This window comes from Leptospira alstonii serovar Sichuan str. 79601, assembly GCF_000347175.1.
GTDB classification, from domain to species: domain Bacteria; phylum Spirochaetota; class Leptospiria; order Leptospirales; family Leptospiraceae; genus Leptospira; species Leptospira alstonii.
In genome coordinates this window covers 39,904-55,778 of record NZ_ANIK01000052.1, presented here as the reverse complement: position 1 = coordinate 55,778, position 15,875 = coordinate 39,904, and the positions used below count along the sequence as shown (strand labels likewise).

At 42.1% G+C, this 15,875-nt stretch carries 17 protein-coding genes and 2 pseudogenes; 9 read left to right on the top strand and 10 right to left on the bottom strand.

Annotation, left to right across the window (positions count from 1 at the left end; genetic code table 11):
• Window positions 1-300 precede the first annotated feature (300 nt).
• The 5 genes from zapE (at window position 301) to LEP1GSC194_RS22650 (ending at window position 4,258) form a co-directional block, all read left to right on the top strand.
• Complete coding sequence (gene zapE, locus LEP1GSC194_RS11300) at window positions 301-1,158, top strand: AFG1/ZapE family ATPase (protein ID WP_020773690.1); 858 nt, start codon at window positions 301-303, stop codon at window positions 1,156-1,158.
• The gene (gene folK, locus LEP1GSC194_RS11295; RefSeq protein WP_020773741.1) at window positions 1,155-1,604 is read left to right on the top strand and encodes a 2-amino-4-hydroxy-6-hydroxymethyldihydropteridine diphosphokinase; all 450 of its coding nucleotides are present in this window, start codon (window positions 1,155-1,157) and stop codon (window positions 1,602-1,604) included. The genes zapE and folK overlap by 4 nt, the downstream gene beginning before the upstream one ends.
• Window positions 1,588-2,385 carry a 3-methyl-2-oxobutanoate hydroxymethyltransferase gene (gene panB, locus LEP1GSC194_RS11290; RefSeq protein WP_020773712.1) on the top strand — a complete coding sequence of 266 codons (798 nt, stop codon included), beginning with the start codon at window positions 1,588-1,590 and terminating at the stop codon, window positions 2,383-2,385. Before folK ends, panB begins: the two co-directional genes overlap by 17 nt.
• Window positions 2,386-2,458: 73 nt before the next feature.
• Window positions 2,459-3,601: an N-acetylneuraminate synthase family protein gene (locus tag LEP1GSC194_RS11285; protein ID WP_020773727.1), complete on the top strand. Its 1,143-nt coding sequence runs from the start codon at window positions 2,459-2,461 to the stop codon at window positions 3,599-3,601.
• A gap of 240 nt (window positions 3,602-3,841) precedes the next feature.
• On the top strand, window positions 3,842-4,258 hold the full coding sequence (locus LEP1GSC194_RS22650; RefSeq protein WP_162265797.1) for a hypothetical protein: 417 nt from the start codon (window positions 3,842-3,844) through the stop codon (window positions 4,256-4,258).
• A 66-nt stretch (window positions 4,259-4,324) separates the two neighbouring features.
• Here LEP1GSC194_RS22650 and LEP1GSC194_RS11275 read toward each other — a convergent pair whose 3' ends face one another.
• Window positions 4,325-5,638 carry an SBBP repeat-containing protein gene (locus LEP1GSC194_RS11275; protein WP_232424462.1) on the bottom strand — a complete coding sequence of 438 codons (1,314 nt, stop codon included), beginning with the start codon at window positions 5,636-5,638 and terminating at the stop codon, window positions 4,325-4,327.
• 228 nt (window positions 5,639-5,866) lie between these two features.
• Window positions 5,867-6,217, bottom strand: a complete 351-nt coding sequence (locus tag LEP1GSC194_RS11270; protein WP_020773754.1) for an Hpt domain-containing protein — start codon at window positions 6,215-6,217, stop codon at window positions 5,867-5,869.
• A 148-nt stretch (window positions 6,218-6,365) separates the two neighbouring features.
• On the opposite strand from LEP1GSC194_RS11270, the gene lpxA reads away from it, so the two are divergent.
• Together lpxA and galE are read left to right on the top strand one after the other, a co-directional pair.
• Complete coding sequence (gene lpxA, locus LEP1GSC194_RS11265; protein WP_020773723.1) at window positions 6,366-7,145, top strand: acyl-ACP--UDP-N-acetylglucosamine O-acyltransferase; 780 nt, start codon at window positions 6,366-6,368, stop codon at window positions 7,143-7,145.
• A complete protein-coding gene (gene galE / locus LEP1GSC194_RS11260; protein ID WP_017808832.1) occupies window positions 7,142-8,113 on the top strand; it encodes a UDP-glucose 4-epimerase GalE in 972 nt (323 codons plus the stop codon). The genes lpxA and galE overlap by 4 nt, the downstream gene beginning before the upstream one ends.
• 1 nt (window position 8,114) lies before the next feature.
• On the opposite strand, the gene LEP1GSC194_RS11255 is transcribed toward galE, so the two are convergent.
• Complete coding sequence (locus LEP1GSC194_RS11255; RefSeq protein WP_020773719.1) at window positions 8,115-8,858, bottom strand: M15 family metallopeptidase; 744 nt, start codon at window positions 8,856-8,858, stop codon at window positions 8,115-8,117.
• A gap of 236 nt (window positions 8,859-9,094) precedes the next feature.
• On the opposite strand from LEP1GSC194_RS11255, the gene LEP1GSC194_RS11250 reads away from it, so the two are divergent.
• Together LEP1GSC194_RS11250 and LEP1GSC194_RS22285 are read left to right on the top strand one after the other, a co-directional pair.
• Window positions 9,095-9,442: a TIGR04452 family lipoprotein gene (locus LEP1GSC194_RS11250; RefSeq protein WP_020773751.1), complete on the top strand. Its 348-nt coding sequence runs from the start codon at window positions 9,095-9,097 to the stop codon at window positions 9,440-9,442.
• A gap of 83 nt (window positions 9,443-9,525) precedes the next feature.
• Window positions 9,526-9,669, top strand: coding sequence for a hypothetical protein (locus LEP1GSC194_RS22285; RefSeq protein ID WP_017808828.1), 144 nt, complete (start codon window positions 9,526-9,528; stop codon window positions 9,667-9,669).
• 538 nt (window positions 9,670-10,207) lie between these two features.
• Here the strand turns inward: LEP1GSC194_RS22285 and LEP1GSC194_RS11245 are convergent.
• From LEP1GSC194_RS11245 to LEP1GSC194_RS11225, 7 genes and pseudogenes are all read right to left on the bottom strand, one after another.
• Window positions 10,208-10,900, bottom strand: a complete 693-nt coding sequence (locus LEP1GSC194_RS11245) for a hypothetical protein (protein WP_036042473.1) — start codon at window positions 10,898-10,900, stop codon at window positions 10,208-10,210.
• 285 nt (window positions 10,901-11,185) lie between these two features.
• Window positions 11,186-11,257 (bottom strand): annotated as a pseudogene (locus LEP1GSC194_RS23055) (VapC toxin family PIN domain ribonuclease); the annotation flags it as partial.
• Window positions 11,239-11,428, bottom strand: a pseudogene (locus tag LEP1GSC194_RS23435) (AbrB/MazE/SpoVT family DNA-binding domain-containing protein); the annotation flags it as partial. The pseudogenes LEP1GSC194_RS23435 and LEP1GSC194_RS23055, both read right to left, overlap by 19 nt.
• Before the next feature lie 49 nt (window positions 11,429-11,477).
• On the bottom strand, window positions 11,478-12,371 hold the full coding sequence (locus LEP1GSC194_RS11240; RefSeq protein ID WP_020773680.1) for a hypothetical protein: 894 nt from the start codon (window positions 12,369-12,371) through the stop codon (window positions 11,478-11,480).
• Between the two features lie 244 nt (window positions 12,372-12,615).
• Window positions 12,616-14,796 (bottom strand): ATP-dependent DNA helicase RecG, encoded by a 2,181-nt coding sequence (recG, locus tag LEP1GSC194_RS11235; RefSeq protein WP_020773687.1) that lies wholly within the window; start codon window positions 14,794-14,796, stop codon window positions 12,616-12,618.
• Entirely contained in the window at window positions 14,777-15,199 is a 423-nt protein-coding gene (locus tag LEP1GSC194_RS11230) for a hypothetical protein (RefSeq protein WP_017810167.1), read from the bottom strand. The genes recG and LEP1GSC194_RS11230 overlap by 20 nt, the downstream gene beginning before the upstream one ends.
• On the bottom strand, window positions 15,196-15,873 hold the full coding sequence (locus LEP1GSC194_RS11225; protein WP_017810166.1) for a hypothetical protein: 678 nt from the start codon (window positions 15,871-15,873) through the stop codon (window positions 15,196-15,198). Before LEP1GSC194_RS11225 ends, LEP1GSC194_RS11230 begins: the two co-directional genes overlap by 4 nt.
• Window positions 15,874-15,875: the final 2 nt, after the last annotated feature.

The window sequence follows — 15,875 nt, the reverse complement described above, 5'->3', positions numbered from 1 at the left end:
TTACTTCTCTTTCAATGGATTAGGGAAAAGGTACATCCTGTGCCTTCTCTCCTATATAACTATCGGACTTCGATTCCGAGATATAAACTCAGAGCGAATTTTTTTTCCACTTTATTCCGGAGAAGGGACATAAACCCTCAAAATCCGGGAATTCAGAAGAATCTTTTGTACTTTTTGGAAAGTTTTCCTTAAGTCAAAAGCTTTCCCTACTTTCTATCCTTCCTTTGATTTTTCCAGCAGATTCTGTTTTCAGAAAAGGTTTTCCTTCTTCCTTTTGATGAAAAAATTGGAATTACCAGTATGATTCTTAAGAATTACACACCCGTCCGAGAAGGAACCCCCGATTGCCCGCAATGTGCGGGAGTGGGATTCTCACTTACCGAGAATGTTTCCGGAACTCATTCGGGCGTTCTTTCGATTTGCCATTGTATTTCCGAGAATTGTCCCTGCAAAGGCAAACCTCCTTGGAGAGTTTATGACGAGGCGCTTGGCAAAATGATTCCTTGCGTCTGTCATAACGCGAGAATGGAGTTGGGGCACATAGAAACTATATTCAAAAAATCTGGAATTCCTCCCAAATATATTTATAGGACTTTGGATCAAACCGATCACAGCGCTTCGGTTGGAATTTCTTTTACGATCGCTCATAGCTGGGCAAACGACCTCGTTCATAAATGGACCGATCCGGATTTTAAACCGCACGGATTGTATCTTTGGGGAGGTCCGGGAACCGGTAAGACACTTTTGGCATGTATCATACTCAACGAATTGATTTTTAGATATAAAACAAATTGCAAGTATGCGAAAATCAACCGGGACTTTCTCAACACGCTGAGGGAAACGTATCAAAAAGATTCCGAAACTCACGGGATGGAAAAAACCATCGAAACGTTGTTTGCCGAAGTCGAAGTACTGGTGCTGGACGATTTTGGAGTTCAGAAAGAATCCGATTGGTCGAACTCAAAATTGTACGACCTCATAGACGCAAGATACGAACAGGAAAAACTCACCATTCTCACGTCAAACACTTCTCCGGCGGAATGGAAGGATAAGGCGGAAGGAAGAATTTATTCCAGGCTTCGGGAAATGACGGAAGAAGTGCATTTGGAATGCGCCGATTACCGTCTGAAACTTTCCGAATCCGGAGGCAGAAAATGAAAGAAGCGTTTCTTTCCTTGGGATCCAATCTCGGAAATCGAGCGGAGTTTTTAAAGATCGCGGTTCGTAAGTTGAAAAATGCGCTGGAGATCGAAGTCTTAAAGGAATCGCAGCCTTTGAACACGGTCGCCTTGGAGATAACGGATCAACCCGACTTCTTAAATCAAATTCTAAAAATTGAAACTAGTTTCAGCCCCGAGGAACTTTTGGAAGTTGTTCTTCGTATCGAAAAGGAAATGGGTAGGGTTCGAGAAATCGACAAAGGACCGAGAGAAATCGACATCGACATCCTTACGTACGACGTCGTTACGATGCACACTCGCGATTTACATCTTCCTCATCATTCTCTTTTTACTCGTCCTTTTATCCGAGAAATTTTGGAAACGATCGGTGAAGGTTCCTTATGCGAACGTTTTACGGGAGGCGAGTATGAAAAACATACATAAGATTTTTTCTCCTGAAAAGAAAGGGAAAGAAAAAATTTCCATAGTTACGTGTTACGATTTCAGCTTCGCGAGAATTCTGAACGAAACGCCGATCGATTCGATTCTTGTGGGCGATTCTTTGGGAATGGTTTTCCAGGGAAATTCAAGCACTCTTCCGGTGACTTTGGATGAAATGATCTATCATACGAAAGCGGTTCGTAGGGGCGCTCCCGATAAATTTCTAATCGCGGATCTTCCTTTCCTAAGTTATCAAACTTCCATCGAAGATGGGATTCGTTCCGCCGGAAAAATGATGAAGGAAAGCGACTGCGACGCGGTTAAAATAGAAGGTGGGTCGGATTTTATCTGCGAGTTAGTCGCCATTCTCAAACAAATCGGAGTTCCCGTGATGGGACATTTGGGACTGACTCCTCAGAGCGTTCATGTGTTTGGCGGTCATAGGGTTCAAGGAAAGGGAGAAGAATCCGGCGCGAAACTTTTTCGCGAGGCGATTTCTCTTTTCGAGTCGGGAGCGTTTTCCATCGTTCTGGAAATGATTCCCGCGGAGCTGGGCCAACGAGTAAGTCGGGAAGTGGGAGTTCCCACAATCGGAATCGGAGCGGGTCCCGATTGTGACGGACAAGTTCTCGTGTTAAACGATTTGCTCGGATTGGATGCGAATTTTCAGCCTAAGTTTTTGAAGAAGTTTTCCAATTTGCATTCTATCGTAAGGGACGCGATCGGAAATTATGACAAGGAAGTAAAATCCGGAGAGTTTCCGGGGAAAGATCATAGTTTCTGATGAATTCTTGACGATAATCGGAAACATAGAAGGTTGTTAACTTAAGGGAGAATATCCCATTTTGGAGTGAAGTGTGGACATAGTTGAGTTAGAAAAAGGCCATCCGGAAACGGAGAGCAAAATTAAAGAACTGGCAAAAGAATGTGGAAATCAAACCGAAATCATTCGCGGCGCCGCCGTATCCGATACGATTCATTTTATCGGAGATACCCGCAAAATTTCCGAAAAAGAAGGCTATGTCAAAGAACTTCCCGGAGTTGCTAAAATCTGGAACGTGTCCATTCCTTATAAAAATATCGCAAAAACCGCAGCCGGTAAAAACGGAGAAGTGGTTCACAGAGAAACAAGAATCGTAGAAGTCAAAGGTCCCGACGGACTGGTTCGTAAATTCGGAACGGGGAAACATATCTTCATCGTGGGACCGGACTCTCCCCAAACATACGAACAAACGTTGACGATCGCGAAACAAGCGGTTGAACTCGGAAAAAAATACAATATTTTAGATCGAATTATCTTTCGAGGCGGGGCGTTCAAACCTCGCACTCGTCCTACCGACTGGAGAGGTTTAGGTTGGGAAGGGATTGCGATGATGGACAAGGTCAAAGCGGAAACCGGACTTCCTTACGTGACCGAAGTGATGGATCATACGATGGCCGAGGAAGTCGCCAAACACGCCGACATGATTCAGATCGGAACGAGAAACGCGCAGGACTTTGAACTTCTGGAAGCGGTGGGAAGAACCGGAAAGCCCGTGATTTTGAAACGCGGATTCGGAAACGAAGCCGTGGAGTGGTTTTCCGCAGCGGAATACATCGCTAATCAAGGAAATTTGAATATTATACTTTGTGAAAGAGGGGTCAAAACTCTTTTTATCAAGGAAGGTTATTGTAGAAATACTCCGGACTTAAACGTAATCACTCACGTAAAAAATCAGACGATTCTTCCCGTGATCTACGATCCTTCTCACGTTGCGGGAGACGATAAGATCGTGATTTCCAATCTCCTTGCTTCTCTTCCGTTCAATCCGGACGGATCGATCACGGAAACTCTCCACGTGGAAGAATTTAGAAAGGAACAGATGTGCGACGCCGCGCAAGCCCTTCTCATGAGCATTTACGAAAAAGCGGTCCAGTCGATTTTGAAATACGAAGAGGTAATTCGTCCGATTACGGATGACGCGGATTCTTATTTCCTAAAACGGAAATCGGGAAAGTGAACTAGTTGCGGAAAAAAAATCGGGTAACGAACAAACCGGTTTTCCTTGAACTTTCTTTCGTTTAACGTGGATTTTTATTTTTGGCGTGCCTCTCGCCAGAATATTCAGAAAATAGAATATTCTTTTTAGCCTGGGCTTCGAGTCGCGTGTCTCCAGGCTCGCGGATTCCCGCTCGTCCTCTTCGAGGACGCTTCGCGCCTTTCGACCCGCTCACGCGGGTTTTTTCGGTGTCATTGGATTTTGTTAGAGTTCTTACAAGGTCGGAAAAAAATCTATGTTTTTAACGATGATTCGTACGATTCTTTGGATTTTTTGGCGGGCATTGTGGGTCATATGGTGATTTTCAACCTACAAACTCCAAAAGCGTATTTTCACGGTTTTCGACGTGGGAATACACTCGTTTTCGAATATGATCACGATTACACCTCAAATAGTTTTAGTGAACTTAGAATTGAATATGAGGACGAGGAAGGACAACAAATCGTTCCAATGATTAAACGTGGTGAAAACGTGAAAATTACACAGGAAGATAGCAAGTTTGTGATCGAAAATTTTAATCCGAACGTAAAAAGTATAAATGTGATTTACGATCTTCAATATGATAGATTCTTAACCCCGTCTATGCTACATAAAGAAGAGATTATCTCTATCGACTGATTTGTATTAAAAAGTATACGGATTTGAATTTAAAAATTATAATATTAGAATATCCGTATTTTCTGTTTATCGGTATTGAACGACCAGCAGATCCGTATTTCCCGTTAAGATTTGACCGTCCAAATTTCCGTCCGTATTTCCCGTTGGATAGACGTTTCCGAGGTTGTCGGATGTAATTGCGGCCGCGCCTGTTGTAGCGCCGGCAACGCCTAAGAGTCTCGTCCATTGTTTTGTTCCGGCGTTATCATATTTGACCACCAACAGATCCGTATTTCCTGTTAGGACTTGGCCGTCCAGATTTCCATCCGCAGATCCCCCCGGATAGACGTTTCCAAGGCTGTCGGATGCAATTCCCCAAGCCTGTGTTGTCGCACCGGCCGCGCCCAAGAGTCTCGTCCATTGTCTTGTTCCGGCGTTATTGTACTTGACCACAAATAAATCCGTATTTCCCGTAATGATTTGTCCGTCTAAATTTCCGTTCGTAGATCCCGTTGAAAATACGTTTCCAAGAGCGTCGGATACGATTCCATATGCCTGCGCTGCCGTACCGGCCGTGCCTAAAAGCCTCGTCCACTGTTTTGTACCCGCGTTATTATATTTGACTACAAATAGATCCACATTTCCCGTACGGATTTGACCGTCCAAATTTCCGTCCGTAAATCCCGTTATATATATGTTTCCAAGACTGTCGGACGTAATCCCGTAAGCCTGTGTGTTTGCGGCCGCCACACCTAAGAGTCTCGTCCATTGTTTTGTTCCGGCGTTATCATATTTGACCACAAATAGATCATTCGTTCCCGTAAGGATTTGGCCGTCCAAATTTCCGTTCGTAAATCCCGCTAAATACATGTTTCCAAGAGAGTCGGATGTAATTCCGAAAGACCGTGTGGTTGCACCGGCAACGCCTAAGAGTCTCGTCCATTGTTTTGTTCCGGCGTTATCATATTTGACCACATATAGATCGTCAAGTCCCGTACGAATTTGACCGTCCAAATTTCCGTAAGTCTCTCCCGTTATATATATGTTTCCAAGACCGTCGGTTACACTTCCCCTACCATACGTTAATGCACCGGCAACGCCTAAGAGCCTCGTCCATTGTTTTGTTCCGGCGTTATTATATTTGACCACAAATAGATCATTCGTTCCCGTAAGGATTTGGCCGTCCAAATTTCCGTCCGTATGTCCTATTGTATATACGTTTCCAAGAGAGTCGGATGTAATTGACGGACTTAACGTTGTTGCACCGGCTGCACCTAAGAGCCTGGTCCACTGCTTTGTTCCCGAATTATTATTCGGAACGTTGCTATTGGGATTATTGTTATCGTTATTGGTATTGTTATTATTCTTCGGCAAAATGATGCCGAACAACACTGCTTGCACGCTACACGATTGGTCCCAGAGGGAGCATTCAAATGACGAACAGTTGTGTGCAGAAAATAGAATACAAAAGACAACGATATTGAATTTTATACGATCAAAGATCATTGATTTCCCTTTTAATTCCAAGATTTTTTGTCTATCGTATTTGAAAAGGAATATGGAGCGCGGCGAAGCGATAACGTAAGATAAAACGTCATTTCAATAAGCTTCTAATGACCGGAAAAGAATCTATTGAATCTCGAACTTTTTCTTGAGCTCGTCTCTAGTTTGTTCCCAAAGTGTCGACGTTTTTAAACTCAGCGTATAGGACTGATTCCGATCTCCGGTTTTGAGAAAATGTTCCGCTTCCGCGACTAAGGCTCTTAAATCTTCCAATCCGAAGTTAGCGGAAACACCTTTCGTTTGATGAAGTTCCGCCTGGAGTTCCGTGTCTTTTGTTTCTTCCGAAAACCGAACGATGTTTTTTACTCGAACTTCCATGTTTGCGAGAAGTGATTCGACCATTTCTTTGAGCCACGCGGCTTCTTCCTCATCGTCCCCTTGTTTCAGAGAATCCAGTCTGTTCCAGTCCACAAGCATGTTTGCGACCTCGTTCTAAGTTTTTCCTTTTATACACGCTAAGAAAGGCTACTTTTCAGTAAACATTACACTTGTTCAAGACATCTTTAAAAGCTTGAATAAAAAAGCCGAGTCGATTTTTGTATTTTAGAACCCAAGCGAGGTATAAATGAAAATACATCCGACTGCCGTTATCGACCCGAAAGCGGAGTTGCACGAATCCGTCGAGGTCGGTCCTTATTCCATTATCGAAGGACACGTTTCCATTCAAGAAGGCACCGTAATTGAGAGTCACGTAAAGATTTCTGCGGGTTCCGAAATCGGAAAATTCAATCGTTTTCATCACGGTGCCGTGATCGGAGCGATGCCTCAGGATCTGGGATTTAATCAACAACTTTTAACTAAAACCGTTATCGGCGATCATAATATTTTTCGGGAATATTCAAATATTCATAAGGGAACCAAAGAGGATTCTCCGACCGTAATCGGCAATCATAACTATTTTATGGGAAGTACACACCTCGGTCACGATAGTATTCTAGGAAATAATAATATTCTTACGCACGGTTGTGTGTTGGCCGGTCACGTAACTTTGGGCAGTTTTGTGTTTATTTCCGGTTTGGTGGCGGTTCATCAGTTTTGTTTTGTAGGAGACTACGCAATGGTCGCGGGACTTGCAAAGGTCGTTCAGGACGTTCCTCCTTATTCCACGGTCGACGGGAATCCGAGTACGGTTGTGGGACTGAACAGCGTCGGTATGAAACGGGCCGGTTTTTCTCCGGATGTAAGAAACGCGATCAAACACGCTTATAAAGTCATCTATCATTCCGGAATTCCCACCAGAAAGGCGTTGGACGAACTGGAAACTTCCGGGAATCTGATCGATCCAGTTAAGTATATTATAAAATTCTTTAGAGATAGCGATCGGGGAGTGACGGATCACAGGTGAGATTGTTAGTTACGGGAGGCGCCGGTTATATCGGAAGTCACGTAGTCGCGCTCCTTCTTGAAAAAAAACACGAACTTTTAATCGTAGATAATCTCGAAAAAGGAAACAACGCGAATCTTTTTTCGGGACCGGAACTGATTCAAGGAAATATCCAAGACGATTTCGTATTGGAAAAGGCCTTTTCAAAACCGATCGACGCGGTCTTTCATTTCGCCGCGTGGAAAGCCGCGGGCGAATCGATGACGAATCCTTCCAAATACGCGCTGAATAACATCAATGGAACTCTCAAACTTCTCGCCTTTATGGAAAAGGCGGGAACGAAGAAGTTTATTTTTTCCTCTTCGGCGGCGGTCTACGGTTCTCCGGAATATCTTCCCATCGACGAAAAACATCCGGTTCATCCTGAAAATTATTACGGTTATACGAAACTCGCGATCGAACAAAACTTGAAATGGTACGAGGCCCTCAAAGGATTCAATTTTGCTGCATTACGTTATTTTAATGCGGCAGGTTACGATCCCAAAGGAAGGGTTCGGGGTTTGGAAAAAACTCCCGCGAACCTTCTTCCGATCATCATGGAAACTGCGGCGGGTATGAGAAACGAATTCGAAGTGTTCGGAACCGATTACGAAACTTCGGACGGAAGTTGTGTTCGGGATTACATCCACGTAACCGACTTGGCAAAGGCGCACGTTTTGAGTCTGGAATATCTCGATTCCGAAAAAAAATCTCTTACGGTCAACTTAGGTTCCGAAAAGGGATATTCGGTTTTGGAAGTGACCCGTCTTGCGGAGGAAGTGGTAGGAAGGCCGATCCCTCATAAAATTTCGGGGAGAAGAGCGGGAGATCCCGCGAAACTTTTGGCTTCTTCCGCGACGGCCCAACGTTTGTTGCAATGGACTCCGGAATACAGCGAGGCTAAAACTCTTCTCAAAACGATGTGGGACGTATATCAAGATCCGGCTTAAATCAACGAATCGATCCGCATTCCGGATTTACGGAAGTCGCGTATTCCAAAGGGAGGTTTTGTAAAAATTCTCCCCCTGAGAATTTTCCTTTGAATTGAATTTTTCCCTCTTTAAACAATCGAACCCAGTCGTCTTGTAGTTTGTTTGCGATCGGCGCGTAAGACCAATGCCATTTTTCCTCGTTGTAACCTTTGTTTCCTCTCAAAGTTTTCGGGGTATAGGGTTGACAGAAGCCGAAACGTTTTGCGTTTTTCGACATCCAATTGTAGAACTTTTCGCCTCTTCCGCCTTTTTCAAAATAAGAATTTTCTAATGCGTTTAGATCCACGTCCGTTCCCCAGTGATGTCTCGAAGTTCCGGGCGCGCTTGAAAATTCCAAAATCAAAGAGATGATTTCCTGAGGGGTTTTTCCTTTTACGGGTTCTCTCATCTTTCTTTTTCCGGAATACTTTTCCTCCCAGATTCCCTTTTGATCCTTGAAGGAACGGAAGGCCGACACGATGAAAGGCTTTTGTTTTTCTTCCGGATTTTCCCTTTGATAGGTTCGGACAAGTTCCGAAAGTTTTTCTAAAACTTCCTTTCTAAGATAATGAACTCTGGTTTCACCCGGATTGGAATAAGCGGTTAATATCGCTTCCCGTTTGAAGTCGCCTAGGACGTAGGCTTCGTTGGAAACGTTTCCCGTTTGAGAAAAAATCGCATTTTGAAAAAAGAAAATCAAAAATATCGAACGCAAACTTTTCATACCTGTTTGTCAGGATGCAAAATTCCAAGTCGCTTGCAATGGGTTTTTGCCGAAAATCATTCTCAAAATTACGGCGTTCCGTTCGAACCGATTCTTTTTAAAGCGCCGTAATAAGGATTGAAATATTCTAGAATACGGTATGTTTGGTGAATCCGCTTCCGGGACGACGGCAAATTACTTTTGATTTCAAGAAGCGTGTAGAGATTTTAGTAAAAAATTTGAGGGAGATATTTCCAATGAAAAAACGTTTTATCGCTTTTCTGATTCCTTTTCTTTTGCTTACAAATTGTTATCTTTTTGATACGACCGGGTTTTCCGTTCCGGATACCGTTTCGGGAAAAGAAGCGAAGGATCAAATTCTTACCAGTGCTTTGATCGGCGCGGTCGCATCTCCCGATAACACCGCGATCCTTGCTCTGATTTCACCCCAGCTTGCAAAAGTGGAGGAGGGTCGTTATTACAAAAAAGCGGAGGTGGATGATTGTGCGAATATGGCTTTGATCATCAACATCGTCACGATCAATATCGGAGGTTTTACTTGTAATCTGGAACCGAGAGAATACGTTATCTGGAATGTGTATTAGTGGTAAGTTGATTTACAGAATAAGGAAATTGTACTTTGTTAAAGTCTAATTGCTCTATTAGAAAAATGTAACTGAGTTCTGAATTGGAAGCGGCCGCATCCGCGAAAGCGGCAAATAACAAACTGAAATCAGAGTCGGGCGGAGAAAGGGCTTTCGCGGACCGCGCCGACTCCGGGCTCGCGGGGATCCGCTCGGTCTTCGCGCAGAATATATCCATCGTGTTTTGAACGAAACGATTGAGAGGCGCTCAGACCAGGCCCTGCGTGTCGCTTGCGGATTGTAAAAGAAGGAAATTTTTCTCTTATAAATTCCGGTTCGGGTTTGTAAACATTTTAGAAATTTCGAATATTGTAGCGCCCTAGAAAAAGTTGTCAGGGTTAAAATTTTTCCGATTTTATCCGTAACGGACACGGAAGAGATCCGAGTTTATCGATCGTTTAAAACGCGGGAGTTCCCACATTTTTGTGAAACTCGGCTTCTCGTTTCTATTGGCGCTCGACGAGTTTTAGGACAAATTCTAAAAATGAAGGCAAATCCATATTTTTGAGTTTATTGAGGTATAATCCCCATAAAATCCAACTCAATTTATTTGTAGTTCGGTTGAATTTCTAACATCCTCAAAATATTGCTTTGAGCTATTGTCTCTAAATGAAAACTATCAATACCATAGTGTAACTTGTTGGGTTACAAAATTAAGCCATTTAATCATTAGGGTTTAACCGTTCAAACTTTCGTTTAACGAAGCGAGGATGCGAAGACTAATTATCACAATTCGAATTCCTTTAATTTTGCAAAATACCAGGGAACGGGTTCACAACCGTTCTTTTCATCATTTGCATATTCAACAAGTTTCTCCCAATGTTCTTCACTTTTAATCAATCCAAAATCGTTGAATTCAACTTTAAATTCCTTTTTGAATTCGCCTTCCAAGTCGTGACATTGAAGCGAATGAAAGTTTCCCGACATTTCGACACCGATCAAATCAAATCCTACTATTTTTCCGAGTTCGGATTCAACCTCTTCCCGCCTGATTATTTTTCTGATACCAATTTCTCCGCAGTGAGGACTATTCGGATTAAAATCTTCAATTAGTTTTTTCGCTTCTGATTCGGGTAAATACACCCCAAGTAAATGTATTTTATTAAGATGTGCGAAAAAGGTATTCTTATATTCCCTTGCGGCTTCTTTGGAACTAAAAGCTTCAATGTATTGCGTTTGCCCTTCGATATCTTTCAAATATGTCCAACTTTGAATTTCTTGAATGGTTTGCAAATCAATCGCAAATGATTTACAAGCATTAATCGTATCTTCCTCACTGCAAGTCCAGGAACGAGCGAAATTATCCATTAAACTACTATTTAAACATGTGCTGCACGTATAAATTTCCCTATCTACTAATGAACCGTAGTTTAACTTTTTTAATTGAATCAGGTAATAACCAAGTAAGTGATATTTCATAATATGATTAATAATTTTTTAGCTTTCGTTTAACGGAAGAGACTTTCCGACATTCGCGGTTCTGGAGTGTGCCTAAATACGCGGAAGAATTGGTACAAGGCTTGAGTGACCTTAGTCGTGTTCCGTAGACCGAGCGACAAAGCGAATGTGTTAAACCAAATTGAGCCCCACAGCGACCTGGACAACAAAGTTATTTGCAGTATGATCCCTATTAGAAATAATTCCGAATTATTTTTTCGGAAAATACTTTGCACCGTCTAAACCAATAAAATCTTCATCTTGAGTCTATAATGTCGCTTTATATTTACGAGCTGTTGCCAAGATAATGCTATCAGCCATCGGGATTTTATGATCTTTGTGTCTATACCGCTAAGAAAACCTTTAAGCTTCTTAATTGGCTCAATCGGTATCAGTTCAATTCCTATAAGAAATCACTTCTAAATGGTTTCCGACTTTTATCCCTGTCCTTTCACGAATCTCTTTGGGGATTACTATCTGAAATTTTGGAGATATGATAACTCTACTCATATATCGATAAAACTATCATAAGATAATTTGTCGATCGATAAGTTCCGATCTAAATTTTTCTATTTCTTTTTAACAATTCATCTAATTTATCTTTATAACAACTTATGGGATATCCGTGAATCATCGTAAAATCCAATTGTCGGCTTTCGGGTAAAGCATTCTTATAAGCTTCAATATCATCTATATACTTTAATTCTAAATTTATAAATTGATTTTTATCATTAGCTTTTTTAAAACTCTTCTCCAAATCATAAAGATTTTCGAGTTTTTTAATTAAATCATCTATTCGTTCTTTTGATAAACCGGATTTTTCCATAATTAATTTTATCACTCCTGACTTTGTTGATTTTGGAGTAATACTTATTAATTTATCTTTTGATATTAATGGCAATGATATATCTCGATCTATTTCCATATAACCTGCTATCATCCATAAAAATATTGAACCTGGCCCAAGCGCAAAAGGTCCATTGAGTTTACCATCGATAACCTGACAAAGAACCTCTCCATTTGTATCTTTGACTGCAGGATGAAAAACAAAACTTCCATCACCACCGCTTATGGGTGATTGTATAGTGTATAAATCATAATCTTCGTCCTTCCATTTGGTTTGCTCAAGATTTTTCACGTTAATTCGATTATCAAAAGCAATTTGTCCGCCGTATACATTCTCTCCTTTCCAGATACCCATAGTTGCATGTTCAGAGAATATTCTTTTAACTGATTCAGGCCATTGTTCTATTTCTTTTTTATTCGCGGGCCCGGTAAGTTCAATTGAAACATTATTAATAAGCTTTACTTTGATATTTTCATCCACGTATTCGATACCTTCGATTTTAGAAAAAATCCTATGAAATAAATTCGAACTGGATGAGGTATCTAATAAAAGCTCTCTGAAATGTTCAATAATCTTTTCATCACTTTGGGTCCATTCTTTATTCATTTTATTGTCTCCCATAATATTTTAATGTACATTACTCATAACCATATAATAAAGCCCTAGCATTTTTCATGGAATCAGTGGTTTGCGATAAAATTAACGGTACTCAATTTTATAGAAATCAGTAATAACAAAATATCTTTCTCTTTTCTAAAAATAGTAAGCACAAAATCGCCTAACTACTATTAAGCGCTATTCATCTAACTTCCGAACTTGACGGAAGTTCATTCGTTTAGAACGACAACGACTAGTTCGAAAACAACAATCTTCCTTCGCTAAATCTTCCTCTAATTTCCTCTTTTTCCAAATCTCCCGGATTTCCGAACAAGGATGCGTCTTCTCTGGTAAGTTCGATCAGCTTGGAATCTTCCCGTAAGTCCGCGATTCTGAAATCCGGAAGACCACTCTGACGAACTCCCATCAATTCTCCCGGCCCGCGGAGTTGAAGATCGATTTCGGATAACGCGAACCCGTCGGAAAGATTTACCATCGCATCCAGTCTTACCTTTGCGTCTTCCGTGACTTTGGAATCGGTCATCAAGATACAAAAACTTTCCTGATCTCCGCGACCGACCCGTCCTCTCAACTGATGCAACTGAGAAATTCCGAAACGGTCCGCGTGTTCGATGACCATCACGGTCGCGTTGGGAACGTCGATCCCTACTTCGATTACGGTTGTGGATACGAGAATTTGAATTCTGTTTTTGGAGAATTCTTTCATAACTCGATCCTTCTCCGGCGTCTCTACTTTTCCGTGAACGAGCCCCACTTCAAAGTCGGGAAAAATTTCGTGTTTCAGAAGTTCATAGGCTTCTATGCAGGATTTAAGATCCACTTTTTCCGATTCTTCGACCAACGGATAAACGATGTAACATTGTCTTCCTGAAGAAACATATTTGCGGATGGATTTATAAACTCCCTCCCTTCGATCTTCCTGAAACCATTTCGTTTGAATCGGCATTCTACCTTTGGGTTTGGACTTGATCGTCAATAGATCCAAGTCTCCGTAAAGAGTGAGACAAAGTGTTCTCGGAATCGGAGTTGCGGTCATTGCGAGAATGTCCGGGTTCTTTCCCTTGGAACGAAGGGTTTCCCTTTGATCGACTCCGAACTTATGTTGTTCGTCTATGATTACAAGTCCGAGTTCCGAAAAAGTCACGTCGTCTTGAAACACGCTGTGCGTTCCAATGACAAATAACGTGTCCCCTTTTTTGATCCTGTAGAGTTTTTCGTATCGGTTCTTTTTGGGTTCCTTGCCGACGAGAAGTTCGATCCCTAAAAACGGCATATTTCCCAAAAAGGAAAGAATGGTCTGATAGTGTTGTCTTGCGAGAATTTCGGTCGGAGCCACCATACAAACTTGGATCTGATTGTCCGTATAACGTAAGGCCGTCAAAAGAGCGACTAACGTTTTTCCCGAACCGACGTCCCCTTGTAAAAGAACCGCGATCGGTTGTTCTTTTTTTGTGAGATCCTTGATTTTTTGGAGCGCTGAATTTTGATCTTCCGTGAGTTGAAAAGGAAGATTTTTTCGAACTCCGTTTGCGGTTTCCGAATCCGGCAAAGGCCAGAGAACGCGTTTGATCTTTTCCCTTTCCTTCTTTTTGTGTTCGATCAAAAGATTGAAATAAAACAATTCCTCGTATTTAAGTCTGTATCTCGCGTTATCCAAAGAACTTTCATCCGTCGGAAAGTGAATTTCGCGATACGATTTCTCCCTCGGAATCAGATCTCTTCGTTTAACGATTTCGTTCGGAAGGATTTCGGGAATTCTACCCTTCAATTTTTCCAGAGCCGAATAGAGAATTTTTCGAAATCCTCTGGAATCCAGTCCTTCCGATTTTAGAGCTTCGCCCGAAGGATACAAAGGAATGATTCTTCCCGAGTGGATCATTTCGGGGAGTTCCGCCAATTCTTCCTCGGGTTCTTGCTCTCGATCTTTGTTTTTGGAACCCGCTGAATTTATCGTATAAGTCGGTTTGATCGCGCTCGTTAAAATTTCATAGTCGGGATGAATGAGCTGAAAGCCCCGGAAGTATTCGAGCTTGCCAGTGGCGACTAACGTGGTGCCGGGTTGAAAGATCCTCTGAAAGAAATTCACCCCTCGAAAGAATACGATCGAAATCCTTTCGTTGTTTCTGGTTTTTGCGCCGACTACGAGCCTGGATTTTTTTCCATGGGCCAGATAAGCGTCCACGACTTCTACGATCAAGGTTACGGTTTCGCCCGTTTTCAAAAGGACGTTATCCGTAAGATTTCGATCCAGGTATCTTCTCGGAAAAAAATTCAAAAGGTCTTGAAGAGTGTGAATGCCTATGGACGAGAGGGTTGCGGCTTTGGAAGTCCCGACTCCTTTGATGACCGTCAGCGGTAAAAGAAGTTCGTTTTTTCCGTCCTTGTTTTCCGATTTAGAGACCGAGTTCTTCATCCTTGATTTCAGTCGGAGCCCATTCCGGATTTGGGTTTTGCGGATTTACGTTTTGATTTTCCGTTAGAGTTTCTTCGCCGAGACCCAGATAACAATATCTGCATCCGTAAATTCTCGCGTGTCTTTTGATACCCGGAGAAGGGGGTTCCGCAATTACGGCATATAAATATTCCGTTTTTTGCATGTATTTACCGCAGACGGGACAGATCCTCGGTTTGGGGAGATTTGGGTCCCAGCTTTTACCGTAGACTTTTTTAGGATCGCCGTATTCTTTCGAAACGCCGTTCTCTGCGTCTCTTTTTTTCTCGGCTTTGTCGATCCTTCTCGTATCAACCGAGTAAAGCAGATGAAAGAAAACCGCGGCCACTCCCAAGCAGAGCATCACGGTTAAAAATCCTGTCATTGTTTTAGATAGTCCTTAATTTTTGCGGCCATCGTGGAAGGAAGACCGATTCCTTTGTCCTGCAATCTGTGAGAATATTTATGAAACGAATACGTATGTTGGGAAGTCTGAACGATTCCGTCAAAACAAACTTCTATGGATTCTTCCAAAGATTTACTCAAAGGAATATTGGAAGCGATCCGTTGTTCGAATTTTCGGAGGAGCTTACGATTGACACCTCTGCAAATCGATCGATAGAAACAGAAACGAATTAAAATTTCCGATTCGGTTTGTTCGTCTCGAATGTCCTGTTCCAACTGATTGAGATTGATACAATCCACGATCTCGAGTTTATACGCATCGGTGTTGTGTTCGTAAGTAACGAGATTCATAAACAAATGTTTGAATAAGGAAATCTTATAACAATCCTCCATTCCGCACTCGCCCATTTTTGAATTTTCGCATTGGGTGTACATCACAATATCTGTGTCCGATTCGGCTGTCGCCTGACCGAAGTTAAGCGAACCGAGAATATCGAACGCGACTACGTCTCCGCCGAAGTTGATCAATTTGGAGAATTTTTTAAAGTCTTCGATTCTTTCTCGAGAGACGTTGGTTTCGTGAGACCGGAAATATCTTTTTAACCCGGTGAACTTTTGGATGATGGGATTGTTTTTGAAACCTGAGATTGTCATTG